This is a genomic window from Tistlia sp., from assembly GCF_040905785.1.
Taxonomy (GTDB): Bacteria; Pseudomonadota; Alphaproteobacteria; order Kiloniellales; family DSM-21159; genus Tistlia.
The window spans coordinates 21215-47032 of sequence record NZ_JBBDQW010000083.1; the positions used below are offsets into that span (position 1 = coordinate 21215).

23 protein-coding genes are annotated in these 25818 nt (G+C 71.6%); 10 read left to right on the plus strand and 13 right to left on the minus strand.

Annotation, left to right across the window (positions count from 1 at the left end; translation table 11 throughout):
- The first annotated feature begins 27 nt into the window (after nt 1-27).
- Together WD341_RS19290 and WD341_RS19295 are read left to right on the plus strand one after the other, a co-directional pair.
- Nucleotides 28-1011 carry an NAD-dependent epimerase/dehydratase family protein gene (locus WD341_RS19290; RefSeq protein ID WP_368427122.1) on the plus strand — a complete coding sequence of 328 codons (984 nt, stop codon included), beginning with the start codon at nt 28-30 and terminating at the stop codon, nt 1009-1011.
- Between the two features lie 121 nt (nt 1012-1132).
- Nucleotides 1133-1588 carry a response regulator gene (locus WD341_RS19295; RefSeq protein WP_368427123.1) on the plus strand — a complete coding sequence of 152 codons (456 nt, stop codon included), beginning with the start codon at nt 1133-1135 and terminating at the stop codon, nt 1586-1588.
- A gap of 20 nt (nt 1589-1608) precedes the next feature.
- Here WD341_RS19295 and WD341_RS19300 read toward each other — a convergent pair whose 3' ends face one another.
- Complete coding sequence (locus tag WD341_RS19300; RefSeq protein WP_368427124.1) at nt 1609-3417, minus strand: long-chain fatty acid--CoA ligase; 1809 nt, start codon at nt 3415-3417, stop codon at nt 1609-1611.
- A gap of 143 nt (nt 3418-3560) precedes the next feature.
- Here WD341_RS19300 and WD341_RS19305 point away from each other — a divergent pair, with 143 nt between their 5' ends.
- Nucleotides 3561-5357, plus strand: coding sequence for a M3 family oligoendopeptidase (locus tag WD341_RS19305; RefSeq protein ID WP_368427125.1), 1797 nt, complete (start codon nt 3561-3563; stop codon nt 5355-5357).
- Between the two features lie 544 nt (nt 5358-5901).
- Here the strand turns inward: WD341_RS19305 and WD341_RS19310 are convergent.
- The 3 genes from WD341_RS19310 to WD341_RS19320 form a co-directional block, all read right to left on the minus strand.
- Nucleotides 5902-6807, minus strand: a complete 906-nt coding sequence (locus WD341_RS19310; protein ID WP_368427126.1) for a homocysteine S-methyltransferase family protein — start codon at nt 6805-6807, stop codon at nt 5902-5904.
- A 39-nt stretch (nt 6808-6846) separates the two neighbouring features.
- Complete coding sequence (locus tag WD341_RS19315) at nt 6847-7494, minus strand: cysteine hydrolase family protein (RefSeq protein WP_368427127.1); 648 nt, start codon at nt 7492-7494, stop codon at nt 6847-6849.
- Between the two features lie 83 nt (nt 7495-7577).
- Entirely contained in the window at nt 7578-7898 is a 321-nt protein-coding gene (locus WD341_RS19320; RefSeq protein ID WP_368427128.1) for a GNAT family N-acetyltransferase, read from the minus strand.
- A gap of 275 nt (nt 7899-8173) precedes the next feature.
- On the opposite strand from WD341_RS19320, the gene WD341_RS19325 reads away from it, so the two are divergent.
- The 6 genes from WD341_RS19325 (at nt 8174) to WD341_RS19350 (ending at nt 13787) form a co-directional block, all read left to right on the plus strand.
- Entirely contained in the window at nt 8174-9343 is a 1170-nt protein-coding gene (locus WD341_RS19325; RefSeq protein ID WP_368427129.1) for an acetyl-CoA acetyltransferase, read from the plus strand.
- Between the two features lie 56 nt (nt 9344-9399).
- The gene (locus WD341_RS19330) at nt 9400-10995 is read left to right on the plus strand and encodes an acyl-CoA synthetase (protein ID WP_368427130.1); all 1596 of its coding nucleotides are present in this window, start codon (nt 9400-9402) and stop codon (nt 10993-10995) included.
- Nucleotides 10992-11501, plus strand: coding sequence for a hypothetical protein (locus WD341_RS19335; RefSeq protein ID WP_368427131.1), 510 nt, complete (start codon nt 10992-10994; stop codon nt 11499-11501). Before WD341_RS19330 ends, WD341_RS19335 begins: the two co-directional genes overlap by 4 nt.
- On the plus strand, nt 11501-11938 hold the full coding sequence (locus tag WD341_RS19340) for a PPC domain-containing DNA-binding protein (RefSeq protein WP_368427132.1): 438 nt from the start codon (nt 11501-11503) through the stop codon (nt 11936-11938). Before WD341_RS19335 ends, WD341_RS19340 begins: the two co-directional genes overlap by 1 nt.
- Nucleotides 11935-12927: an MDR family oxidoreductase gene (locus tag WD341_RS19345; protein ID WP_368427133.1), complete on the plus strand. Its 993-nt coding sequence runs from the start codon at nt 11935-11937 to the stop codon at nt 12925-12927. The genes WD341_RS19340 and WD341_RS19345 overlap by 4 nt, the downstream gene beginning before the upstream one ends.
- A gap of 188 nt (nt 12928-13115) precedes the next feature.
- On the plus strand, nt 13116-13787 hold the full coding sequence (locus WD341_RS19350; protein WP_368427134.1) for a tetratricopeptide repeat protein: 672 nt from the start codon (nt 13116-13118) through the stop codon (nt 13785-13787).
- A gap of 81 nt (nt 13788-13868) precedes the next feature.
- Here WD341_RS19350 and WD341_RS19355 read toward each other — a convergent pair whose 3' ends face one another.
- From WD341_RS19355 to WD341_RS19385, 7 genes are all read right to left on the minus strand, one after another.
- Nucleotides 13869-14777, minus strand: coding sequence for a DUF3445 domain-containing protein (locus tag WD341_RS19355; RefSeq protein ID WP_368427135.1), 909 nt, complete (start codon nt 14775-14777; stop codon nt 13869-13871).
- A gap of 32 nt (nt 14778-14809) precedes the next feature.
- The gene (locus WD341_RS19360) at nt 14810-15724 is read right to left on the minus strand and encodes a complex I NDUFA9 subunit family protein (RefSeq protein WP_368427136.1); all 915 of its coding nucleotides are present in this window, start codon (nt 15722-15724) and stop codon (nt 14810-14812) included.
- Nucleotides 15725-15874: 150 nt separating this feature from the next.
- Complete coding sequence (locus tag WD341_RS19365) at nt 15875-16693, minus strand: FadR/GntR family transcriptional regulator (protein ID WP_368427137.1); 819 nt, start codon at nt 16691-16693, stop codon at nt 15875-15877.
- 17 nt (nt 16694-16710) lie between these two features.
- On the minus strand, nt 16711-17718 hold the full coding sequence (locus tag WD341_RS19370) for an oligopeptide/dipeptide ABC transporter ATP-binding protein (RefSeq protein WP_368427138.1): 1008 nt from the start codon (nt 17716-17718) through the stop codon (nt 16711-16713).
- Complete coding sequence (locus WD341_RS19375; protein ID WP_368427139.1) at nt 17715-19661, minus strand: dipeptide/oligopeptide/nickel ABC transporter permease/ATP-binding protein; 1947 nt, start codon at nt 19659-19661, stop codon at nt 17715-17717. The genes WD341_RS19370 and WD341_RS19375 overlap by 4 nt, the downstream gene beginning before the upstream one ends.
- Nucleotides 19658-20602, minus strand: a complete 945-nt coding sequence (locus WD341_RS19380; RefSeq protein ID WP_368427140.1) for an ABC transporter permease — start codon at nt 20600-20602, stop codon at nt 19658-19660. The genes WD341_RS19375 and WD341_RS19380 overlap by 4 nt, the downstream gene beginning before the upstream one ends.
- A 240-nt stretch (nt 20603-20842) precedes the next feature.
- Nucleotides 20843-22405, minus strand: coding sequence for an ABC transporter substrate-binding protein (locus WD341_RS19385; RefSeq protein ID WP_368427141.1), 1563 nt, complete (start codon nt 22403-22405; stop codon nt 20843-20845).
- A gap of 148 nt (nt 22406-22553) precedes the next feature.
- Between WD341_RS19385 and WD341_RS19390 the strand changes: the two genes are divergently transcribed.
- Complete coding sequence (locus WD341_RS19390) at nt 22554-23777, plus strand: Zn-dependent hydrolase (protein ID WP_368427142.1); 1224 nt, start codon at nt 22554-22556, stop codon at nt 23775-23777.
- 69 nt (nt 23778-23846) lie between these two features.
- Here the strand turns inward: WD341_RS19390 and WD341_RS19395 are convergent, their stop codons facing one another.
- On the minus strand, nt 23847-24785 hold the full coding sequence (locus WD341_RS19395) for a carbohydrate ABC transporter permease (RefSeq protein ID WP_368427143.1): 939 nt from the start codon (nt 24783-24785) through the stop codon (nt 23847-23849).
- A 19-nt stretch (nt 24786-24804) separates the two neighbouring features.
- Nucleotides 24805-25755, minus strand: a complete 951-nt coding sequence (locus WD341_RS19400) for a carbohydrate ABC transporter permease (RefSeq protein WP_368427144.1) — start codon at nt 25753-25755, stop codon at nt 24805-24807.
- Nucleotides 25756-25818 lie beyond the last annotated feature (63 nt).

A 25818-nucleotide genomic window follows, 5' to 3' on the forward strand; every position in this document is an offset into this window, starting at 1 on the left:
TCCCTTTTCGCTCAACGCCTGGATCCCATGACCGTTCTCGTCACCGGAGCCGCCGGCTTCATCGGCTCGCACACCAGCCGCGCGCTGCTCGACCGGGGCCGGAGCGTGCTCGGCATCGACAACCTCAACAGCTACTACGATCCGGCGCTCAAGCGGGCGCGGCTGACGGCGCTCGAGGGTGTCCCGGGCTTCCGCTTCCGGCAGCTCGACATCGGCGACCCCGAAGCCGTCGCGGCGCTGTTCCGGGAACACCCGGAGATCGAGCAGGTGCTGCACCTGGCCGCCCAGGCCGGCGTGCGCTACTCGCTGAGCCACCCCTTCACCTATGTCGATTCGAACGTCACCGGCCACCTGGCGATCCTGGAGGCGGCGCAGCGCCTGCCGGCGCTGACCCACCTGGTCTACGCCAGCTCCTCCTCGGTCTACGGCGCCAACACCAAGCAGCCTTTCTCCGAGACCGACCGGGTCGATTCGCCGGTCTCGGTCTACGCCGCGACCAAGCGCGCGGGCGAGCTGCTCTCCGAGACCTACGCCCGGCTCTTCGAGCTGCCCCTGACCGGCCTGCGCTTCTTCACCGTCTATGGCCCCTGGGGCCGGCCGGACATGGCCTACTGGGGCTTCACCGAGAAGATCCTGGGCGGCCAGCCGATCGAGCTGTTCAACGGCGGCGACATGCGCCGCGACTTCACCTACATCGACGATGTCGTCGCCGGCGTGCTCGCGGCCCTCGAGCGGCCACCGGCGGCGGCGGAGCCCGGCAGCGTCCCGCACCGGCTCTACAACCTCGGCAACTCGCGCCCCGAGTCGCTGCGCCGCTTCCTGGAGGTGCTGGAGCAGCATTGCGGCCGGCCGGCGACCATCATCGAGAAGCCGATGCAGCCGGGTGAGGTCAAGGAGACCTACGCCGACATCACGGCCGCCGAGCGCGACCTCGGCTTCCGGCCGAGCACGCCGATCGACGAGGGCCTCGGCCGCTTCGTCGCCTGGTTCAAGGAGTGGCGCGGCCTGTAAGGGGCCTGGCGGGGGTCGGCCGTCGCCTGCCGGCCCTGTGAACCGAGGCTGCTGTGAACCGAGGCTTAAGCATTGCCGCATCATCATCCCCGGCGGATAGGTGCATTGGAGGAAGCTGCGGGTGCGGGACGGCTATGACGCGGATATCGGGCGGGAGCGCTTCCCCAGCGCCCTGGTTGTCGAGTCGAGCGTCGGGCAGGCGCGGCTCGTCTGCGACCTGATGCGCGGGCTCGGCTTCGCCCACGTCTGGGCCGGCACCGACAGCGCCACGGCCTTCGCCGACCTGCACCAGCTCACGCCGGACCTGCTGGTGCTGGCGGTCGACGTGGAGCCGCTCGACGGCTTCGCCCTGGCGCAGACGGTGCGCAGCGCCGCGCAGGCCGGCCTCCGCGACCTGCCGATCCTGTTCCTCACGCCCAACGCCACCGAAGGCCAAGTCGCGCAGGTGCGGGCGATCGCGCGCAGCATCCTGATGCTCAAGCCGCCGAGCCGCGACAGCCTGCGCAGCCACATCGCGCTGCTGATGCGCGCCGGCCGGCCGGCGACGGCCGGCGCTGGCGCGCGCCCGCGTCCTTAGGCCCGCGTCCGTAGGCCGCCTCAGCCGTAGAGCGCGTCGAGCTGGGCGCCGTAGTGCCGCCGGACCACGTGGCGCCGGACCTTGAGGCTGGGCGTCAGCATCTCGTTCTCGATCGAGAAGGGTTCGGGTGCCACCGCGAAGTGGCGCACCCGCTCCAGGCCGCTGACCTCGCGGTTGACCCGCTCGACCGCCTGGGCCAGCGCCTTGCGCAGGTCCTCGTCGCCGCTCAGCGCCCGCAGCTCATCGGTCTTGCCCGCGCTCGCAGCCCATTCGCGCAGCCAGTCCGGGTCGGGCACCAGCAGGCAGACCAGGTGCGGGCGCTTGTCGCCCGAAACCATCGCCTGGGAGATCTCCGGCTGCAGGGTCAGGAAGCCCTCGACGCGGGCCGGCGAGACGTTGTCGCCGCCGGACAGCACGACGATGTCCTTCTTGCGGTCGGTGATCATCAGGTAGCCCTCGGTGTCGAGGCAGCCGACGTCGCCGGTGTAGAGCCAGCCGTCGCGCAAGACCGCGGCCGTCGCTTCCGGCTGGTTCCAGTAGCCCGTCATGATCAGCTCGCCGCGCACCAGGATCTCGCCGTCCTCGGCGATCCGGACCTCGACCTCCTTCAGCGGCGGGCCGACCGTGTGCATGCGGTAGGCGAAGGGGCGGTTGCAGGAGATCACCGGCGCCGCCTCGGTCTGGCCGTACCCCTGGAGCAGGCGCAGGCCGAGGGCCACGAAGAACAGGCCGACGTCGGGGTTGAGCGGCCCGCCGCCCGAGACCAGGCCCTTGAGTCGGCCGCCGAAGCGCGCGCGCACCTTGCTGCGCACCAGCTTCTCGCAAAGCAGGTCGAGCAGGCGCTCGCGCGCGCTCAGGCTGCCGGCGTCCTCGTAGCGCTTGCGGCCGAGGCGCTCGGCGGTGGCGAACAGCCAGCGCTTCAGGCCGGACTGCTTGGCCAGGCCGCGCAGGATCCGCGCCTGCATGGTCTCGTAGAGCCGGGGCACGGCGGTCATGATCGTCGGCCGCGCCTCGACCATGTTGCGGCCGAGCTGGTCGACGCCCTCGGCGTAGTAGATCTGCGCGCCGATCGACATCGGGAACATCTGGCCGCAGGTGAACTCATAGGAGTGCGACAGCGGCAGGAAGCAGAGGAAGACCTCGTCGCCGAGACCGAAGTCCTTCAGCAGGTCGTAGGCGCCCAGGCAGTTGCACAGGATGTTGCCGTGGCTGAGCATCACGCCCTTGGGCGCGCCCCCGGTGCCGGAGGTGTAGATCAGGCAGCAGGTCTCGCCGCGCGGCACCGCGGCGACCAGCGCGTCGATATCGTCCGGCGCGGCGGCGCCGAGCCGCTCGACCTCGTGCCAGTCGTGCAGCGAGACGCGCTCCGCCGCCGGCCCGGCCAGCGCGGGCAACGGCTCCAGGCCGACGACCCGGCGGCAGTCCTCGACCTCGGCGACCGCCCTCAGCAGCGGCCCGGCGAGCGCCCCGGTGGTGACCAGGGCGGCGGCGGCGCCGCTGTCGCGCAGCACGTGCGCATGGTCGCGCGGCGTGTTGGTGGTGTAGGCCGGCACGACGATGGCGCGCGCCGCCATGATCGCGAAGGTCGCGATGAAGAACTCCGGGCGGTTCTCCGAGACCAGCAGCACCCGGTCGCCGGGCGCGATGCCGAGCGCGCGCAGGCCGCGCGCGAGGTCGCGGATCCGCGCCTCGACCTCGCGCCAGCTCAGCGGCCGGTAGGCGTCCTCCCGCTTGGCCCAGAGCAGCGGCTTGTCGCCGAGCGCGCGGGCCTGATCGAAGAACAGCGCCGGCAGGCTGCCGACGGCACGATAGTCGATTGCTGCCCCCAAGACGGTCCTCCCCAGGATCTGGCGGCCCGGCCTGTCGCCTTGCGGTGCCCGGCTCGGCCGCAGCGCCGGCCGCCGGCCGCTTCTTGCTTTGGTGTCCAGCGACATGCGGCCTATATGCGGGAAGGTCAAGCGAAAGGAAAAGCATGAGCGACGTCGCCGAGACCAATGCAGCGGACACCCTGGGCCCGCTCCCCGAATGGGACCTCACGGACCTCTATGCCGGGACCGAGGCGCCGGAGATCGACAAGGACCTCGCCGAGGCGCGCACGCTCGCCGGCGAGCTGCGCCAGCGCTGCGCCGGCAAGCTCGCGACGCTCGCCGGCGACACCCTGGGCCGCGCCCTCGGCGACTACGAGGCGGTCGACGAGATCCTGTCGAAGCTCATGAGCTACGCCCAGCTGGTCTATGCCGCCGACATGGCGGACCCCCGCAGCGGCCGCTTCTACCAGCGCATGCAGGAGGCGGTCAGCGAGATCTCCGCCGAGCTGATCTTCTTCACCCTCGAGCTCAACGAGATCGAGGAGGCGGCGCTGGAGGAGAAGCTCCAGGATCCGCTGCTGGCGCGCTACCGCCCCTGGATCCGCGACAGCCGCGCCTACCGGCCGCACCAGCTCGACGAGCGGCTCGAGCGCCTGCTGCACGACAAGCAGGTCGCGGGCGCCTCGGCCTGGACCCGGCTGTTCGACGAGACCATGGCTGGCCTGCGCTTCCGGCTCGACGGCAAGGACCAGACCTCGATGGAGGTCCTCAACCGGATGAGCGACTTCGACCGCGCGGCGCGCCAGCGGGCCGGCGAAGCCTTCGCGGCAGGCCTGAAGAGCCGCCTCGGCCTGTTCTCCCTGGTCACCAACACCCTGGCCAAGGACAAGCAGATCGAGGACTCCTGGCGCGGCTTCGCGCGCCCGATCTCGGCGCGCAACCTGCACAACCGGGTCGAGGACGAGGTCGTCGACGCCCTGGTCGGGGCGGCCGTCGAGTCCTACCCGCGCCTTTCGCACCGCTACTACGCCATGAAGGCGCGCTGGCTCGGCCTCGACAAGCTGTCCTACTGGGACCGCAACGCGCCGCTGCCGACCAGCGTCGACCGCCAGGTGCCCTGGGACGAGGCGCAGCGGACCGTGCTGACCGCCTACGCCGACTTCTCCGAGGAGCTCGCCGGGGTCGGGCGCCGCTTCTTCGAGCGGCCCTGGATCGACGCCCCGGCCCGGCCCGGCAAGCAGTCCGGCGCCTTCGCCCACTCGACGGTGCCGAGCGTGCACCCCTACCTGCTGCTCAACTACCAGGGCCGGGTGCGCGACGTCATGACCCTGGCCCACGAGCTTGGCCACGGCGTCCACCAGGTGCTCGCCAGCGCCCAGGGCCACCTGCTCGCCGGCACGCCCCTGACCCTGGCCGAGACCGCCAGCGTGTTCGGCGAGATGCTGACCTTCCGCCGCCTGCTCGCGGACACCAAGGATCCGGCCGAGCGCAAGGCTATGCTGGCGAGCAAGGTCGAGGACATGCTCAACACGGTGGTCCGGCAGATCGCCTTCCACCGCTTCGAGACGGCGGTTCACGACCGGCGCCGCCAGGGCGAGCTGCTGAGCGACGATCTGGCCGAGATCTGGATGGAGACCCAGGTCGAGGCGCTCGGCCCGGCCTTCGACCTCAACGAGGACTACCGGGTCTTCTGGACCTATATCCCGCACTTCCTCCACACGCCCTTCTACGTCTACGCCTACGCCTTCGGCGACTGCCTGGTGAACTCGCTCTACGCGGTCTACCAGGAGGCCGAGGAGGGCTTCGCCGAGAAGTACCTGGAGCTGCTGCGCGCCGGCGGCACCAAGCGCCACAAGGAGCTGCTGGCGCCCTTCGGCCTGGACGCCTCTGATCCGGCCTTCTGGCGCAAGGGGCTGACGGTGGTCGAGGGCATGATCGACGAGCTGGAACGGCTCGACTGAAGCCCTCTGGCGCCGGCCGACGCTTGTTGCCGCCGGCGCTATGACTCGATGTGCCGGTAACCAGACCTGCCCCTCAGATCGCGGCGAGAAAGACCCAATACGCCAACACGCCAACGAACGAGATAATGCTTAGGGGTCCAAATCTCCCCCACCTTCTCGACAAAAGAAATCCGAACAGCACATACAATGCTACGTTCAGTACGACGGCTATAAAGAAGATCGAAACAAAGGCGATTGAAATAGGAGCCAGATGTCCACCAGACATCAGAAAAATGATACCAGATGGCCATACTGCAACGACTAACTTATGGTACCAGAGTATCGAGATTATCTTAAGGGGATTATCCCCTATCTTAAAGCCGTCGACCCATGCCAACAAGTACCCGACGAGCATAACGACAATGGGAATGGAAAATCCAAGAAGCGCTGAAGTTCCAATACTTCGAGCTGCAACCATTCCCAATTCCGTTCCTGAACTGGTCGGTGGGCAAGGGCGTGATCGACGAGCTAGAGCGGCTCGATGCCGCCGCACCCGGAGCGCCGGCTACTTGAGGCGGTCGGCGATCGCCCGGATGTGGGCGGCGCCGATGCCGCAGCAGCCGCCGACGATGGTGGCGCCGCGCGCCGCCCAGTCGGCGGCGAAGGCCGCGTAGAGCGCCGGCGTCAGTTCCTCGCGCGTGCCGCTCAGGCCCGCGTTGGCCTTGCCCTGGCGCCGCTTCGGCTCGAAGGCGTTGGCGTAGACGCCGAGCGGCAGCGAGCTTCCGGCGGCTTTCGTGACCTGTGCGGCCCGCTCGACCGCCGCGGCCATGACCTCGGGCTGGCTGCAGTTGAACAGCAGCGCCGCCACGCCGGCCTCAAGCGCCCAGCGCGCCGCCGCCTCGACCGTCTCGCCCGAGCGCAGCCGGGGCACCTCCGGCGTCTCGGGCGCGTCGCGGTCCTCCAGGGTGAAGGAGATCCAGACCGGCTTGCCGGTGGCCGCCGTCGCCGCCACCACGGCCTTGGCCTCTGCAATCAGGCTCAGGGTCTCGCCGAGCCAGAGGTCGACCGAGGGCGACAGGCCCGTGACAAGGACATCGAGATAGGCGCCGGCGCGCGCCGGCTCGAAGGCCTCGGGCTCGTAGGAGCCGAAGATCGGCGGCAGGCAGCCGGCGACCCGGACCCGGCTCTGCCCGTCGGCCGCTCCTGCGTCGGCCGCGGCCCGCGCCAGCTCGCCGGACAGGCGGGCGAGCGCGGCGCCCTGCTCGCGGAAGCGCTGCTCGCCGATGTGGAAGGGCACCAGGGCGTAGCTGTTGGTGGTGATGACCTCGGCCCCGGCCTCGATGAAGGCCTCGTGGACGCGCTGGACGATGCCCGGCGTCTCGATCAGCGCCAGCGCCGACCACTCCGGCTGGCGCAGCTCGGCGCCCAGGCGCACCAGTTCCCGGCTCATGCCGCCGTCGAGGATCGTCATCCGGCTTGCCATCCTGGACCTCCCTTGAAGGGGTTGCCGCTAAAGGGCGACCGCCGCCTCGGGCACCGAGGGCAGGTCGGACAGGATCTCGGCGACCGTCTGCACCCGGCAGTAGCCGCCGAAGGCCTCGAGCGCCGTCTCGTGGCGCTCCTCGCTGTGGCTGGCGCAGGCGTCGGCGGCGCAGACGACGTAGTAGCCGCGGTCGGCGGCGTCGCGCACTGCCATGTCGACGCACTGGTCGGTCAGGAAGCCGGCGACGATCAGGTTCTCGACGCCGAGGTTGCGCAGCAGGTAGTCGATGTTGGTCGAGTTGAAGACGCCCGAGGAGGTCTTCGGCAGCACGATCTCGTCGTCCCGCGGCGCGACCTCGGCGATCACCTTCGCGCCCGGCGAGCCGCGCGGCACCAGGATGCCCGAGAGCTTGTGGTCGAGCGAGCGGTCGCGGCCGTCGCGGGTCAGGGCCTCGATCACCGTGTAGAGCACCTCGCAGCCGGCGGCCCGGCTGCCCTCGAGCAGCTGCCGCATCGCCGGCAGGGCGCGCTCCTGGATCGCCTGCCAGTACGCCGGATGGGCGCTGCGGTAGGGCTCGTCGATCTCGGCGTTCTGGGCATCGACGATGAGCACCGCCGTGACGGCGGGGTCGAGAGGCTTGTCGCGCTTCATGCGCAAGGGGTCGAAGGCGGTCATGAGATTCCGGGTTCCGTGCCTGGGGTGAGTCGAGCGGCCCGCAGTATCGGTCGTGGGCCGGCGGGGCGCCAGTCCCGGAACGGCTACCCCCGGAGCGGCTTTTCCAGGCGCGGCAGCAGGCGGCCCGGGATGCTGCCCGAGGGCTCCTCGCCGACGCGGACCATGCCCACGCGCCGGTAGAAGCCCTCCGCGCCGGGGTCGGCGCCGGCGGCGATCCGGGCGGCGCCGCGCCGCCCGGCCTCCTCCTCCATCGCCGCGAAGAGCGCCCGCCCGACGCCAGCGCGCAGCAGGCCCGGCTCGACGAAGAGCAGCAGGATCTCGGCGGTGGTGCCGCCGGCGCCGTCGGCCTCGAAGGCCAGGCGCGAGAGGCCGACGATCCGGCCCTCGCGCTCGGCGACGGTCACGCCGCCGGCCGCGATCTCGCCCGGCTCGAGCGTCAGCTCGCCCCGGCAGGCCTCCAGGAAGGCCGCGTCGTAGCCCTAGACCGCCTTGGAGCGCAGCGCCAGGGTGCTCAGCGCCGCGGCTTCCCCAGTCTCGGCCGGGCGCAGCCGGATTGCCTCTGCCTCGCGCACCATGGCGGCGCTCCCCTGCTGCGGGCGGCCCGGCTCTGGCGAAGGCCCGGCCGCGCCGCTATATCAGGGACCGACTCATAGAAGAACCGAGCGAGGAAGGCCACGCCATGACCAGTTCCTGCATCGTCGGCTGGGCGCACACGCCCTTCGGCAAGCACGAGGGGGAGGACGTCGAGTCGCTGATCGCCAAGGTCGCGACCCAGGCCGTCGCCGACGCCGGGCTGGAGCCCGGCGACATCGACGAGATCGTGCTCGGCACCTACAACGAGGGCTTCTCGCCCCAGGGCTTCCCCTCCTCGCTGGTGCTGCAGACCTCCCCGGACTTCCGCTTCAAGCCGGCGACGCGCGTCGAGAACGCCTGCGCGACCGGCTCGGCGGCGATCCACCAGGGCCTCAAGACCATCGCGGCCGGCCAGGGGCGCTTCGTGCTGGTCGTCGGCGTCGAGAAGATGACGGCGCTGCCCGGGCCGGAGATCGGCAAGACCCTGCTCAAGGCCTCCTACCTCAAGGAGGAGAGCGAGATCGAGGGCGGCTTCGCCGGGGTCTTCGGGGTCATCGCCAACCAGTACTTCCAGCGCCACGGCGACCAGTCGGACGCGCTGGCCGCGATCGCCGCCAAGAACCACGCCAACGGTGTCGAGAACCCCTGGGCGCAGATGCGCAAGGATCTCGGCTACGACTTCTGCCGCAACGTCTCGGAAAAGAACCCCTATGTCGCCGGCCCGCTGAAGCGCACCGACTGCTCGCTGGTCTCCGACGGCGCAGCGGCGCTGGTGCTGGCCGACGAGGAGACGGCGCGCACCCTGGACAAGGCGGTCAAGTTCCGCGCCGCCGTGCAGGTCAACGACTACCTGCCGCTGTCGAAGCGCGACATCGTGCTGTTCGAGGGCTGCGAGGTGGCCTGGAAGCGGGCCCACGCCGAGGCCGGCACCGCGCTCTCCGACCTCTCGCTGGTCGAGACCCACGACTGCTTCACCATCGCCGAGCTGCTGGAGTACGAGGCCATGGGCCTGACGCCGCGCGGCCAGGGCGCGCGGGCGGTCCTGGAGGGCTGGACCCGCAAGGACGGCCGGCTGCCGGTCAACCCCTCGGGCGGCCTCAAGTCCAAGGGCCATCCGATCGGCGCGACCGGCGTCTCGATGCACGTCATGACCTCGATGCAGCTGATGGGCAAGGCCGAGGGCATGCAGGTCAAGGACGCGCGCCTCGGCGGCATCTTCAACATGGGCGGCGCCGCCGTCGCCAACTACGTCTCGATCCTGGAGCCGCTGAAGTAGCGGGTCGAGGCGCCGGGTCTGGAGGCGACCGGGATCGGACGGAGGAGCGACGTCCCATGGGCGACGTGATGAACCTGGGGCGGCTGCTGTCGGACACGGCGCGCCGCCTGCCCGAGCGGGTCGGCCTGGTCTGGGGCGAGCGGCAGTGGACCTGGGCCGAGCTCGACCGGCGGGTCGACGCCCTGGTCGCGGCCCTGAAGGCGCGCGGCCTCGGCAAGGGCGACCGGATCCTGGTCCACGCCCGCAACTCCAACCAGCTGTTCGAGAGCGCCTGGGCCGCCTTCAAGCTGGGCGCCGTCTGGGTCCCGACCAACGTCCGCCTGACGCCCTCGGAGGTCGCCTACCTGGGCGCCCATTCCGGGGCCCGGGCGATGATCCTCGAGGACGCCTTCCCCGGGCATGCCGAGGCGGTCGCCGAGGCCTCGGAGGCGCTCGCCCTGACGGTCGTGATCGGCGAGCCCGGCGCGGGGCAGGTCTCCTACGAGGCGCTGGTCGAGGAGGGCATGGTCGAGGAGGGTGGGGGCGCGGGCTCCTGGGAGGCCGAGGTCGGGCGGAACGACCCCTGCTGGTTCTTCTACACCTCGGGCACCACGGGCCGCCCCAAGGCCGGCGTCCTGACCCACGGCCAGCTCGCCTTCGTCACGGTCAACCACCTCGCCGACCTGATGCCGGACACGACCGAGGCCGACGCCTCGCTGGTCGTGGCGCCGCTGTCGCATGGCGCCGGCGTGCACATGCTGCCCCAGGTCGCGCGCGGCGTCCGCTCGGTGCTGCTGCCCGGCACCTCCTTCGACGAGGCGGCGGCCTGGCGCCTGGTCGAGGAGCAGCGCATCACCAACATGTTCACCGTGCCGGTGATCCTGAACCGCCTGGCCCGCCACCCGGCGGTCGACCGCCACGACCATTCCTCGCTGAAGTACGTGATCTACGCCGGCGCGCCGATGTACCGCGAGGACCAGCGCCACGCCCTGGAGAAGCTCGGGCCCTGCCTGGTGCAGTACTACGGCCTGGGCGAGGTCACCGGCAACATCACGGTGCTGCCGCCGCGCGAGCATCACCTGGACGACAACCGCATGCGCGTCGGCTCCTGCGGCTTCCCACGCACCGGCATGGAGATCGCCGTCAAGGACGCCGAGGGCCGACGCCTGGGCCCGCGCCAGGACGGCGAGATCTGCGTGCGCGGGCCCGCCGTCTTCGCCGGCTACCACGACAATCCCGAGGCCAACGCCAAGGCCCTGAAGGATGGCTGGTTTCACACCGGCGACCTCGGCCAGCTCGACGAGGCCGGCTACCTCTACATCACCGGGCGCGCCTCGGACATGTACATCTCCGGCGGCTCGAACGTCTATCCACGCGAGGCCGAGGAGGTGCTGCTGGCCCATCCGGCGGTCGCCGAGGTCGCGGTGCTCGGCGTGCCCGATCCGGCCTGGGGCGAATCGGGCGTCGCCGTCGTCGTGCTCGCCGAGGGCGCCCGGGCCGAGGAGGCCGAGCTGCTTGGCTTCCTGGAAAACCGCCTGGCCAAGTACAAGTGGCCGCGCCGGGTGTTCTTCTGGGACGCCCTGCCGAAGTCGGGCTACGGCAAGGTGCCGAAGCATCTCGTGCGCCAGGCCCTGGCCGAGCGCGGCGAGCTGGCCGGGGCCAGCGCGCCGTGAGGCTGATCAAGCACCCGGGCCGGCCGACCGAGCCGCGTCGCGTGATCGCCCGGGGCCGCTCGGGCGGCGAGTGGCGGATCGCCCTGCCGCCGGGCGCCGAGCTCGGGGCCGCCCTGATCGCTGCGCTGCAGGCGCGCGGCGTCGAGCAGGCCGCCCTGCAGCTGCTGAGCGGCAGCTTCGACCGCCTGGAGCTCGAGGTTTCCGACTCCCTGGGCGGCGGGCCGGCGGAGCCGGCCGGGCCGCGAAAGCTCGAAGGAGCGGCGACCCTGGTCGGCGGCGCCGGCATTCTCGGGCGCGACGCCGAAGGAGGGGCCTGCCTGCGCTGCCGCGCCACGGTCGTCGATCGGAGCGGGCGCCTCGAGGGCGGCGCGCTGGTGCCCGCCGGCTGCCGGGTCGGCGCCGACGGCCTGGTTCTGCAGGTCCTCGCCCTGGCCGGGGCCGGCTTCTTCGCCGTCCACGACGCCGAGACCGACCGTACCCTGCTGCAGCCCGTGGAGGGCACCTGATGGACCACGAGACCCAGTTCGAGGCCGGCCGGCAGGGCCGGCTCGTCGCGATCCGGCTGAAGCCGAACCAGGACCTGGTCGAGGGCATCGAGCGGGCCGCGGGCGAGTCCGGCCTGCGCTACGCGACCCTGCGCTCGGGCATCGGCTCACTGGTCGACGCTGCGCTCGGCTACGGCTCCGGCGAGCACGCCGGCGTCACCACGGTGGAGGGGCCGGACATCGAGATCCTGACCCTGGCGGGCGAGCTGCGCACCGACGACAACGGCCGACCCCACGCCTACCTGCAGGGCACGATCGCCGACGCAGAGGCGCGGATCTACGGCGGGCGCTTCGTGCGCGGCGCCAATCCCATCGGCATCACCCTGGAGCTGGTCCTCCAGGAATGGCTGCCGGAGGAGGACGAGGACCCGGTCGAGGAGGGGGAGGAGCTGCCATGAGCTTTGCCGCGCACCTGCTCGAGGAGAGCGAGGGCAAGGTCGCCGGCCGCCTGGTCGAGCTCGAGGAGTCGGCCCTGCCGGCGGGCGAGGTCACGGTCGCCGTCGAGTATTCGACGCTGAACTACAAGGACGGCATGATCCTGCAGGGCATCGGCCGCCTTGTCCGCCGCTATCCCCACGTCCCCGGCGTCGACTTCGCCGGCACGGTCGAGGCGAGCGAGGATCCGCGCTATCGGCCGGGCGACAAGGTCGTGCTGACCGGCTGGCGGGTCGGCGAGACGCACTGGGGCGGCTACGCCGGCAAGGCTCGGGTCAGGGCGGACTGGCTGGTGCCGCTGCCGGAGGGGCTGACCGCCCGCCGGGCCATGGCGATCGGCACCGCCGGCCTAACGGCGATGCTGGCGGTCCTCGAGCTGGAGCGCCACGGCCTGGCGCCGGGCGGCGACCTGCCGGTGCTGGTCACCGGCGCCGCCGGCGGCGTCGGCTCGGTCGCCGTCGCGCTCCTGGCCCGGCTCGGCTACCGCGTCGCCGCCTCGACCGGACGGGCCGCAAGCCACGGCTACCTGAAGCAGCTCGGCGCCGCCGAGATCCTCGAGCGCGCCGAGCTGGCCGAGCCGCCGGCCCGACCGCTCGATAGCGAGCGCTGGGCCGGCTGCATCGACGCGGTCGGCGGCACGACCCTGGCGCACCTGCTGAGCCAGATGGGTTACGGCCGTGCGGTCGCCGCCGTCGGCCTCGCCGGCGGCAACAGGCTGGACACCACGGTGCTGCCCTTCCTGCTGCGCGGCGTGCGCCTGCTCGGCATCGACTCGGTGATGCGGCCCTATGCCGACCGGATCGAGGCCTGGAACCGCCTGGTCGCCGACCTGCCGCTCGACAAGCTCGACGCCATGACCGGCGAGGCCGGCCTCGCCGACCTGCCGGCGCTGGCCGAGGCGATCCTCGCCGGCCGGGTGCAGGGACGCACGGTCATCGACGTCCGGCGTTAGGGCCGTCACCCCGGCTCTTCTGCGGTTTCGACCTCGTCTTGTCACACAACGGCCGCATGGGGCATAAGTCGCTCTGGCGGGGGACAGGGGGGTCCGATGCGAAGCAGTGTCACGGATCGGGCATCCGGCGGCGGCGCGGTCGGCGCGGCGCGCGGTCCGGCTCGAGCCTTTTCGATTTCCAGGCGACCTTGACCAGAGGCTGGCCGATCGGCGCGCTGCTGCTCGCCGCGCTGTGCCTGTCGGCCGGTCCCGGCATGGCGCGCGACCCGCTGTGGGAGCTGCTGCCCTGGAACGAGCGCCTGGGCGTCGACTGGTACGAGCACCGCGGGGTGCGCGGCGACGCCGAGGCGCAGGCGCTGGCCGGCGCCATGCACGAGCGCGGCATCGGCACGCCGGTCGACCGCGCGCAGGCCCTGCACTGGTACCGCATGGCGGCGGAAAACGGCCAGCCTGCGGCCCAGTTCAGGCTCGGCGTGCTGCTCGGCCAGATCAGCCCGCCGGACCATGCGGCGGCGGCGCAATGGTTCCGGGCCGCGGCCGAGGGCGGGATCGCCCCGGCGGCCTACAATCTGGCGGTTCTCCACGAGACCGGGCAGGGCGTCGCGGCGGACGAAACCGAGGCCGCCCGGCTCTACGAGCAGGCCTTCCGAGACGGCCTTCCCCAGGCGGCGCTGAACCGCGCGCTACTGGCCCTGCGCGCCAGCCCGCCGGATGCGGCAAGCGCCTACCTTTGGCTGCTGCGGGCCCAAGACGCCGGTGTCGCGGCGGCCGAGGGCCTGGTCGCCGAGGTCGCCCCGTTGCTCAGCGACGAGCAGCGGCAGGCCGCAGAAATCGCTGCGAGAGAATCGCAGGCGCGCTGAAGGTTCCCCGGCTTTCCACAGATTTCTCACTTATCCCGCCCGTTATCCCCAGAAAAGGCGGATTTCGGCCCCCGGAAAGCGTCACGCCTCTACACAGGCGAGCTTCTGGAGATAGGCGCGCGCCGCCACCCCGAAGACCGGGAGGGACTTGTAGCGCGCCAGATCCTCGGGCAGCTCGCCGAGCCAGCGCGCCAGGTGGCCCGCCGCCTCCGGGGCCGCGGCGAGGCTCGACAGCGGGTGGCGGTAGATGCGGATGCCGAAGATGACGGCGCCGCTCGACGGCAGGCGCCGCAGGGTCTGGCGCTCGACGCGCAGCCAGACCCGCTCGCCGGCGTTCTCGGCCGTGATCGAGGGGTCGGCCTCCTTGCGGCCGTGGCCCTCGGGCTGGAACAGCGTCGGCTCGTCGGTCAGCGACCAGTTGATCCGCCAGACCGGCCGCTCCGGAGCCAGCTTCTCGAAGAAGCGGTCGACCGGCCGGCCGAGCCGCTCGGCGTAGCCGGGCACGGGAGCGTGGATCGCCAGCAGCGGGCGGCCGATCTTGTCGGCCAGCTTCCAGCGCGTCGGGAACGACAGGGTCGCGGCGGTCAGCACGTAGGGTTCGCCGGGGCCCGCCGATTCCAGGACGCAGAAGTCCTCCTGCACCCACAGGCCGGCGCGGGCCAGCGGGTGCTCCGATGGGTCGTCGAGATCCCAGGCCTCCCCGTCCGTGAGCCGGCGCAGGAGGCGGCCCTCGAGCCGGAAGCGCTCGGGGAAGCGCTCGGCCAGGAAGCCGGCCAGGTTGTCCTGCAGCTCGCGCGTCGCCGCCTCCGAGCCGGGCAGGGTCGCGAAGACCGCATCGCGCCGCTCGGCCAGCAGGCGGCGCTTTTCGGCCAGGTAGCTCTCGTACTCCCGGTCGATCTCGATCCAGTCCTGGGGCTTCATCGCGAGCAGCCCCATGGTCATGCGCCAGGGGCCCTCGGTGAAGGGCAGGTAGGGTGGCCTCGTCGACATGTCGCCCATGATGGCGGCCCCGCAGCCGCTTGTCAGCCGGCGCCGTCCAGGATCTCCGGCAGCAGCGACGAGAGGCCGCGGGGCGCGAGCCCCAGGTCGGCGAAGCCGGGCAGCGCGCCGGAGACGACATTGTCGAACCGCATCAGCTCGACCTGGTTGCGCGTGATCGGCGGCTCGGGCAGCCGCTCGGCCAGCCAGGCGAGGCGCTGCCAGGCCGCGAAGGGCAGCGGCAGCAGCAGCGGCCGGCGGCCGATCCGCCGGCAGATCGCCTCGATCAGCGCCCGGTAGCTCAGGACCTCCGCCCCGCCCAGCTCCAGGAGGCCCGCCGGCGGCGGTTCCTGGCCCGCGACGCTGCGGGCGACCGCTTCGGCGACGTCCTCGACCCAGGCCGGCTGCAGGCGCGTCTGGCCGCCACCGAAGAGGGCGAAGGCGGGAAAGCGGCGCAGCAGCCCGGCCAGCGGCACCACCAGGCTGTCGTCCCGCCCGGCCATCACCGCCGAGCGCAGGACCGTCGCCTCCGGAAAGGCGGCCCGCACGGCCGCCTCGCCCTCGCCGCGGCTGCGGATGTAGGGCGACTCGGATCGTGGATCGGCGCCGATGCCCGACAGCTGCGCCAGCCGTCCCACGCCCGCCTCGCGCGCGGCCCTGGCCAAGCGTCTGGCCGCCTCGACGTGGATCGCGTGGAAGGTCGCACCGCCGCCCTCGACGTAGAGGCTGACCGCGTTGACGACGCCGCTCGCGCCGGCCACGGCTGTGGCGACCTGCGCCTCGCTGGCGATATCCGCCGCGACCGCCTCCAGCCTCGGCGGCGTGCCGAAGAGCGCGCGGGCCTTCCCGGGGTGCCGGCTGGCGACCCGCACGCCAGCGTCCGCCCGGAGCAGGCGGGCGACGACCCGGCGGCCGAGGAAGCCGGTGCCGCCGAAGACCGTGACCAGGGGCTCCGTCATGCCGCTGTCTCCTGCGCTCTCGGGCCAACGGCTCGCCGGCGGCGACGGTTCCGGCCGGTCCCGCGCGGCACTCGATCCGAATGGCCGAGTCGGCCGAGACTGCCGGCCGATCTTCCGGTCGGCCCGGTCGCGGCATAGCGGGCGAACCCGTCACAGCTTCAGGAAGCCGCTCCGGAACTCGGCCTCGCAGGATTCCATGTAGCGTTCGGCGGCGCACATGTGCTCGTGCATGACGGCGCTGGCCGTCTCGGCGTCGCCCGACTTGAGGGCGCGCAGCAGGCGGATCTGGTAGCTGAGGCCGGCATCGCGCAGCTCGGGATTGGGGATGTCGTAGATCCGGCGGCAGATCGTCAGGTTGGCCAGCAGCGTCTGCAGGAAGCGGCAGATGAAGCCGAGCGCCGGGTTCGGGCAGAGCTCGGCCAGGATGCCGTGGAATTCCAGCTCGGCCAGGCGCTGCTGGTACTCCTCGCCGGTCGTCGCCGGCGGGTGGTCGTAGAGCCGCATGGTTGCCTCGAGCCGGCGGAAGTCGTCCTCCCCCAGCTGGCCTGCCAGGCTCGCCGCCAGGTCCGGCTCCAGGCGCTTGCGCAGGGCGTAGATGTCGCGGATCGAGGGCTGGCGGAAGAAGAAGTAGTTGGCGAGCAGCGCCATGGCGTGCTCGCCGCTCTGCTCGGCGACGAAGGCGCCGCCGCCGGGGCCTGTGCGGCTGCGGATCAGGCCTTGCGTCTCCAAAGCCTTCAGCGCCTCGCGAATCGTGCCCTTCGACGCCTTGAACTGCGCCATCAGGGCCTTCTCCTGGGGCAGGCGGTCGCCGGGCCTGAGCGCGTTGAGCACGATCCAGTCCTTGACCGCCTCGGCGATCGCGTCGGTGCGCTTCAGCCGTCGGGCCCCCGGCAGCGGCGCCGCCGGCGGCGGCACCGGCGCCAGCTCGGATCGCTGCAGGGTCCCGGCGGGCTCGTCCTGGAGGCTCATCGGCCGCTCGTTCCTCTTCATGGCGAGGCGGGGGGTAGGGGGCCGCTCGCCGGATGCAGGCAGGCGGCCAGATGGAGCGCGCCGCCGTCGCGCCGGGCGCCGTCCTCCGGCTGCGGGATCCGCTGGAGGCAGTCGGCCTCGGACCGCGGGCAGCGCGGCGCGAAGGCGCAGCCCGGGGGAGGATCGAGCGGATCGGGCAGCTCGGCAAGCGCCTCTTCCGCCCGCACCGAACGGCGGCCCGGCACCGGGGCCGAGGCGAGCAGCAGACGGGTGTAGTGATGGCGCGGCTCGGCGAAGAGCGCCGCGCGCCCGGCGAACTCGGCGAGACGGCCGAAGTAGAGCACCGCGATGCGGTCGCTGACGCTCTCGATCACCGAGAGGTCGTGGCTGATGAAGAGGTAGGTCAGGCCGAAGCGCTGCTTCAGGTCGTCGAGCAGGTTGAGCACCTGCGCCTGGACCGACACGTCGAGCGCCGAGACCGGCTCGTCGAGCACGATCACGCGCGGCTCGGCGGCCAGCGCCCGGGCGATGCCGATGCGCTGGGCCTGGCCGCCCGAGAACTCGTGCGGGTAGCGGTCGAGGAACTCGCTCCTGAGTCTGACCGCCTCCATCAGCTCCTCGAGGCGCCGACGCCGCGCCGCCCGGTCGAGGCCGAGCAGGTGGAGCATCGGCGCCTCCAGGGTGGCCCGGATCGTCTTGCGCGGGTTGAGCGAGGAGACAGGATCCTGGAAGACGTACTGAACGACCCGCGCCAGGGCGCGCGGCTCCCGGCCGGCCAGGGCGGTGACGTCGCGGCCCTGGAGCCGGATGGTGCCGCCGCTCGGCCGGTCGAGGCCGACCAGCAGGCGCGCCAGGGTCGACTTGCCGCAACCCGACTCGCCGACGATGCCCAGCGTCTCGCCCTCGCGCAGGTCGAAGGAGATGCCCTGCAGGGCGTGGACCGCCGGCTTCGGGCGGCCGAGCAGGTCCCGGCCGCCGCCGAAGCGGCGCTCAAGGTCGCGGACCTCGAGGATCGCGCCGCTCATCGGACGGCCTCGGCGCCGACCGGATGCAGGCAGCGCACGGCGCGGTCCCGGCCGGCCGCCCCTGAGAGGGGGTCGAGCGGGATGGCCCCCTGGCGGCAGTCGGCCTCGGCGCGCGGGCAGCGCTCGGCGAAGGCGCAGCCCTCGGGCAGGCGGTTGACCGGCGGCGGCAGGCCGGGGATCGCGTCGAGCCGGCGCCCCGGCTCGCCGAGCACCGGCACGCAGTCGATCAGCATGCGGGTGTAGGGGTGGGCCGGGGCGGCCATCACCGCCTCGGTCGCGCCGGTCTCGACGATGCGTCCGGCATACATGACGGCGATGCGGTCGCAGAGCTCCGAAACCACGCCGAAGTCGTGGGTGATGAACAGCACCGCCGTGTCGCGCTCGCTGCGCAGCCCGTCGAGCAGCTTTAGCACCTGGGCCTGCACCGTGACGTCGAGCGCCGTCGTCGGCTCGTCCGCGATCAGCAGGCGCGCGTCGTTGGCCAGGGCCATGGCGATCGAGACGCGCTGGCGCATGCCGCCCGACAGCTCGTGGGGGTAGGCATCCAGGCGCGCCGAAGGATTGGGGATGCGCACCAAGCCGAGCAGCTCGGCGGCCCGGGCCCGGGCCGCGGCGCGCGACAGGGGCTGGTGCGCGCGGATCGCCTCGACGATCTGCTCGCCCACGGTGAACAGGGGATGCAGGGTCGCCAGCGGGTCCTGGAAGACGTGGGACAGCTTGTCGCCGCGCAGGGCCCGGATCTCGGCATCTGAGGCCGCCAGCAGGTCGCGGCCCTCGAAGTCGATGCGGCCGCCGACGTTGCGCCCCGGCGGGCTCGCCACCAGGCCGGCCAGGGACAGCGCGGTCACCGACTTGCCGGAGCCGGACTCGCCGACCAGGCCGAGGCACTCGCCGGGCGCCAGCCGGAAGTCGACGCCGTCGACCGCACGGTAGACCTCGCGGCCGACATGGAAGTGGGTCTCCAGGCCCGTGACCTCGACCAGGGCGCCCGATGCGGGCGCCGGCGGCACGCGCTCGCGCCGGACCTCTGTACGCGCCGAGGGGCGCGCCAGGGCACCGGACTTGAGGCGCGGGTCGAGGACATCGCGGATGCCGTCGCCCAGCAGGTTGATCGACATCACCACGAGAAAGATCATCAGGCCCGGGATCACCGAGACGTGGGGCGCGGTGAACAGCAGCTTGCGCCCCTCGCCGAGCATGGAGCCGAGGTCGGCCTGGGGCGGCTGCGCGCCGAGCCCGAGGAAGGAGAGGCCGGCGGTCTCCAGGATCATCCAGCCCAGCGTCGTCGACATGGTGACGACGACGACCGGCAGCACGTTGGGCAGGATCTCGCTGGTGACGATCAGCAGGTGGCTCTTGCCCGACAGGCGCGCCGCATCGACGAACTCGCGCCGCGCCAGGCCCAGGGTGACGCCGCGGATGTTGCGCGCGAAGAAGGGGATGTTGACGACGGCGATGGCGTAGAGGGCGTTGAGCAGGCCGGGGCCGAGCACGGCGACGATGCCGAGCGCCAGCAGGATGTAGGGAAAGGCCATGACGAGGTCGATGCCGCGCATCAGCAGGCCGTCGAGGCGGCCGCCGGCGTAGCCCGCGACCAGGCCGATCAGCGAGCCGAAGAAGGCGGCGATCAGGGTCGCGGACAGGCCGACCGCCAGGCTGACCCGCGTGCCCCAGAGCAGGCGCGAGAGCAGGTCGCGGCCGAGCTCGTCGGTGCCCAGCAAATGGCCCTCGGTGAAGGGCCGCAGCAGGCGGTCGGCCGGCGCCGTCGCGTCGGGCGGCTGCAGGGGCAGCAGCGGCACCGCCAGCGCCAGCAGCAGGACCAGTGCCAGCAGCAGCAGGCCGGCCGCGGCCAGCCGGTTGTTCAGGAGCAGCCGCCAGGCGCTTGGCCGGCTGCGGTCGCGCCGCGGCGGTTGCGCCCGGCCGGCCTCGGCCGCGGCGGTCATCCCTTCAGCCTCGGGTCGAGCGCGGCCTGCAGCAGGTCGGCCGCCAGGTTGAACAGCACGTAGCTGGCGGCCACCACCAGCACGCCGCCCTGGACCAGCAGCAGGTCGCGGGTCGAGATCGCCTTGACCAGCATGGCGCCGACCCCGGGCCACTGGAACACCGTCTCGATGTAGACCGCGCCGCCGAGGACGAAGCCGGCCTGGATGCCGATCACCGGGATCACCGTGACCAGCGCCGCCTTGAAGGCGTGGCGCCAGATCACCCGGCGCTCCGGCAGGCCCTTGGCGCGGGCCGTGCGGATGTAGTCCTGGCGCAGGACCTCGAGCATGGAGGCGCGGGTCAGGCGCGCGATCACGCCCGTCGCGACCACCGCCAGGGTGAAGGCCGGCAGCACCAGGTGGGTCAGGATGTCGAGGGGACCGCCGCCGCCGTAGATCGCGACCATGCCGCTCGCCGGCAGCCACTGCAGGGTCACGGCGAACAGCAGGATCATCAGCAGGCCGAGCCAGAAGGAGGGCATCGAGATGCCGATCAGCACCAGCAGGGTGACGATCCTGTCGGTCCAGCCGAACTGCCGGACCGCCGAGAGGGTGCCGGCCAGCAGGCCGAAGACCGAGCAGAGCAGCAGCGCCGCGCCGGCCAGCAGGAGGGTCGCCGAGAAGCGCTCCAGGACCTCGTCGGCGACCGGGCGGTTGAGCGAGTAGGAGCGGCCGAAGTCGCCCTCCAGTATGTTGCCGAGCCAGATCAGGTACTGCTCGTGGAGCGGGCGGTCGAGGCCGAGCTGGCGGTTCAGCCGCTCGACGTTGTCCGGGGTCGCGTAGGAGCCGAGGATCGCCGTCGCCGGGTCGCCCGGGATCAGCGCCATCATCAGGAAGACGATGACGGTGAGCCCGAGCAGGATCGGGATCATGGCCAGCAGGCGCTTGGCGACGTAGGTCATGGGCCTGCCTCCTCGCGGTGCGGCGGGCCAGCCACCCGGTGTCCCCTCTCCGCCCCGGGGGGCGGAGAGGGCAGGGAGAGGTGGGGGGATCCGGCCATCGCGGCAGGCTAGGCGGGCTGTTGCCGGCCGCAGGCCCCACCTCTCCCCGACCCTCTCCCCCCCCAAGGGGGCGGAGAGGGAGGACGCCAAGGGGAGTGGCAGCGCTTGCGGGTTCATCCGGCCAGGCAGCCCGTCATACCCTCAGGACTTGCTCACCTCGTGCAGCAGCAGGAAGAAGGAGGGCTGCAGCGTGAAGCCCTCGACCCGCTCGCTGGTCACGGCGTTCTGCTTCCAGTTCGCGACGAAGACCCAGGGCGCGTCCTCCCGGACGATCTCCTGCATCTGCTTGTAGAGCGCCGCGCGCTCCGACTGCTCGGTCGAGCGGCGGGCCTGCTCGAGCAGCGCGTCGACCTCGGGATTTGAATAGTAGCCCGAGTTGAAGCCGCCCTGGTCGGGCATGGCGTCGCTGCGCAGTGCCAGGTAGGGCAGGGTGTCGGGATCGTTGGTCATCCAGGCCATCTGAGCCATGTCGGCCTTGCCCTCGAGGCCCGGATTGACCTTGCCGAGGAAGGTGTTCCACTCGTAGCTCTCGATCTCGACCTCGAGGCCGACCTCGGCGAGATCCGCCTGGATCGCCGAGCCCATCGGCACGGGATCGAGCATGCCCGAGCCGCCCTGGGTCACGTACATCGTCAGCTCGGCACCCTCGGCGCCGGCCTCGGCGAGCAGGGCGCGGGCCTTGTCCGGGTCGTGCGGGTAGGGCTCGAGCGCCTCGTTGTAGGCCCAGGAGAAGGCCGGCGGGGTCGGTCCGGCGGCGATCTCGGCGGTGCCCTGCAGCACGTTCTCGACCAGCGCCCGCTTGTCGATCGCGTAGTTCGCCGCCTGGCGCACCCGCTTGTCGGCGAAGGGGCCCTCCTTGACGTTCAGGATCAGGAACCAGAGGTGCGGGCCGGCCTGCTCGTGCAGCGCGAAGCCGCCGTCGTCGGTGAAGGTCGCGACGTTGTCCGGCGGCACCTCGACCATGACGTCGATGCCGCCCGACAGCATCTCGGCGACGCGGGTGTTGGCGTCGGTGATCGGCCGGAAGACGACGGCCTCCAGCGCCGGCGGCCCGTCCCAGTAGTCGGCGTTGCGCGTCGCCACGACCTTGGTGTTGCTGTCCCATTCCTCGAACCGGAAGGCGCCGGTGCCGACCGGGTTGCGGCCGAAGTCCTTGCCCTCGGCCTCGATCGCGCTGGGCGAGGGGATCAGTCCGGTCGGGTAGGCCAAGTTCGACAGGAAGGGCGCGTAGGGCTCCTTCAGCTGGAAGACGACGCTGTGGCTGTCCTCGGCGGTGACGCTCTCCACCGCCGAGAAGAAGAAGGCCAGCGGGAAGGGCCCGGTGTCGTGCTGGGGATGGCTCTCGTCGAGCATGCGCTCGAAGGCGAACTTGACGGCCTCGGCGTCGAAGGGGGTGCCGTCGTGGAAGGTCACGTCTTCGCGCAGGGCAAAGGTATAGGTCGTGCCGTCCTCGCTGATGGTCCAGGACTCGGCCAGCGCCGGCTCGACTTCCAGGGTGCCGTCCTTGTAGCGGACCAGGCCGTCGTAGAGGTTCATCAGGATCCGGAAGTCGTTGACCGCGGTCACCGCCTGCGGGTCGAGCGACTTGGGTTCGGCGATCTGCCCGACGATCAGCACGCCCGGCGGCGTCTGCGCCTGGGCCGGCACGCCGGCCAGCGCCGCCGCGAAGAATGCGCCCGCCAGGGCGCCTGCAATGCGCTTCATGGTCCTGCTCCCTGTTCTCTGCCCCGCGGCGCTGCGGGCGCCTCCAAGAATGCTAGTACGCACCAATCGGGCTTGTATAGTGATTTATCATGATGAATTGTCTTGTGTGAGGATACACGGATCGCGAGCCGGCGCAGGGAGGGAAGGCTTGGACATCGACCTGGAGCGGCTGCGCTCGGACCTGGAGACCTTGGCGGACTTCGGACGCTCGGCGCGCCCCGGCATCAACCGGGTCAGCTTCTCGGCGGCCGACATGGCCGGGCGCGCCTGGTTCCTGGAGCGGTTGCGCGAGGCCGGCCTCGAGGCCGCGATGGACGGCGCCGGCAACGTCTGCGGCCTCTGGCACGCCGGCGAGGGCCCCCGCGTCATGGCCGGCTCGCACCTCGACACGGTGCCCGAGGGCGGCCTGTTCGACGGCGCGCTCGGCGCCTGCGCCGCCCTGGAGTGCGTGCGCGCCCTCAAGGAGTCGGGCTTCGAGCCGGCCCGTCCTCTCGAGGTCGTCGCGACGGCCGAGGAGGAAGGCCGCTTCGGCGGCATGTTCGGGGCCCAGGCGCTCGCGGGCCGGCTGACCGCCGACTGGATCGAGGCGGCGGTCAGCGACGGCGGCGAGCGCCTCGTCGATGCCCTGGCGGCCAACGGCCTGAGCGTCGAGGGGGCCCTGGCGGCGGCGCGGCCGAAGGGCTCCGTCGCGGCCTTTCTCGAGCTCCATGTCGAGCAGGGCCCGCTGCTCGAGGCGCGCGGCCTGCCGCTCGGCATCGTCGAGGGCATCTCGGGCGTCATCAACTGGACGGTCCGCCTCTCTGGGCGGGCCAACCATTCTGGGACCACGCCGATGGCGCTGCGCGCCGACGCCTTCGCCGGCCTCGCCGCCTTCGCCGCCGGCATTCCCGCGCTGATCGAGCGGGCCGGCGGGCCCGAGAGCCGGATCACGGTCGGGCGGGTCGAGCTGCAGCCGGGCTACCCTCACACGATCCCCGGGCAGGCCGAGTTCTCCCTGATCGTGCGCGATCTCGAGGAGGCGGTGCTGGACCGTCTCGCCGCGGCCTGCCGCGACGAGCTGGCCGCTGCCGCCGCGGGCCAGGGGCTCGGCCTCTCGATCCTCGACCAGGGGCGCCTCGCGCCGACCGCCTGCGACCCGTGCCTGATCGCCCTGCTGCAGGAGGAGGCCGAGGCCCTGGGGCGCCCGGCCCTGACGATGCCGAGTGGTGCCGGGCACGACGCCCAGACGCTCTTGAGCCTCTGCCCGGCCGGCCTGATCTTCGTGCCCTCGCGCGGTGGCGTCAGCCACGCCCCCGAGGAGTGGACCGACTGGGCCGACGTCGCCGCCGGCACCGAGCTGCTCGGCCGGGCGTTGCGCAGGCTGGCGAGCTGAGGGCGAACGACGGGCCGGCTCGGCCCGTCGATCCCGTCGCGAACCGTCTCGGCCAGTTCCTGGCGGGCGCTATTCCTTGACCGCACCGGTCATGCTGGAAACGTAGTACTCGACGAAGAAGGAATAGAGGATCGCGACCGGCAGGGAGCCCATCAGGGCGCCGGCCATCAGCGAGCCCCAGTGGTAGACGTCGCCCTCGACCAGCTCGGTGATGACGCCGACCGGCACGGTCTTGTTCTCTGAGGAGGAGATGAAGGTCAGGGCGTAGATGAACTCGTTCCACGACAGCGTGAAGGCGAATATGCCGGCCGAGATGATCCCGGGCACGGCGAGCGGCAGCACGATCTTGATCAGGATCTGCAGGCGTGAGGCGCCGTCGATCAGGGCGCATTCCTCGAGCTCGTAGGGGATCGAGCGGAAGTAGCCCATCAGCAGCCAGGTGCAGAAGGGGATCAGGATCGTCGGGTAGGTCAGGATCAGCGCCAGCGTGCTGTCGAACAGGCCGTAGGCGAAGACGATGGTGGCCAGCGGAATGAACAGGATCGAGGGCGGCACCAGGTAGGCCAGGAAGATGCCCATGCCGACCAGCCGCGAGCCCTGGAAGCGCAGGCGCTCGATCGCGTAGGCGGCGCAGACCGCGCAGAACAGCGAGATGAAGGTCGCGACCACCGAGACCAGCATGGTGTTCCACAGCCAGGTCGGATAGCTGGTCTCGAAGAACAGCTTCTCGATGTTGGCCAGCGTCGGCTGGACCACCCAGAAGGGGCTGAAATCCCGGAAGTTGTAGAGCTCCTCGTTGGATTTGAAGGTCGTGATGGTCATCCAATAGAACGGGAAGAGCAGCACGAACAGGAAGACCAGCAGGGGCAGGTAGACCGTCACCACCCGGCGCGGCAGGGACACCAGGTAGTCCATGCCCTCGCCGCCGTCGCCGCCGCGCGTCTTGCGCCGCGGCCCGTCCCGGGCGACGGCGGTCTCGGTGGCTCGCTGCGGGGTGACCTGTGACATGGCGTGCTTCGCTGGCCTCTCAGTCCTTGCCGCCCTGCTGCCAGCGCCGGCGCTGCAGGCCGAAGTAGCTGAACAGGATGGCCGACAGCAGGAAGGGGATCATGGCGACGGCGATCGCCGCGCCCTCGCCGAGCTGACCCCCGGGGATCGCGCGCTGGAAGCTCAGCGTCGCCATCAGGTGCGTCGCGTTCAGCGGGCCGCCGCGGGTCAGCACGTAGATCAGCTGGAAGTCGGTGAAGGTGAAGAGCACCGAGAAGGTCATGACCACGGCGATGATCGGCGTCAGCAGCGGCAGCGTGACGTAGCGGAAGCGCTGCCAGGAGTTGGCGCCGTCGATCGTCGCCGCCTCGTGCAGCGAGGGCGAGATGGTCTGCAGCCCTGCCAGCAGCGTGATGGCGACGAAGGGAATCCCGCGCCAGGTGTTGGCGGCGATGACGCTGGCCCGCGCATTGTCCATATCGCCCAGGAAGTCGATGTAGGTGTCGATGATGCCGGCCTCGACCAGGATCCAGGAGAGGATCGAGAACTGGCTGTCGTAGAGCCACCAGAAGGCGATCGCCGAGAGCACGGTCGGCACGATCCAGGGCAGCAGCACGATGGCGCGCAGCAGCGCCTTGAACGGCAGGTGCTGGTTGAGCAGCAGCGCCAGCCAGAGGCCGAGCAGGAACTTCAGGATGCTGGCGACGACCGTGTAGAGGAAGGTGTTGAAGACCGATAGCCAGAACACCGAATCGTCGGACAGCCAGGCGAAGTTCTCCAGCCCGATGAACTGGCCGGCCCGGCCGATCGTGGTGTCGGTCATCGACAGCCAGACGCCGAGGATCAGCGGCCAGGCCAAAAACAGCAGCAGGATCGCCGCCGCCGGCACCATGAACCAGAAGCCGAGGAAGTTGCGGTCGCTCATCAGCCGCGACCACAGGCTCCTGCGGTAGGCGGTGGCGCCGGAGAGGGGGCGTGTCTCAGCGACCATGTCGGCCGTCGTCTCCAAAGCGAAGGGAAGCGGAGCGGCGGCCGCGCCCCCGCGCCGCCCCCC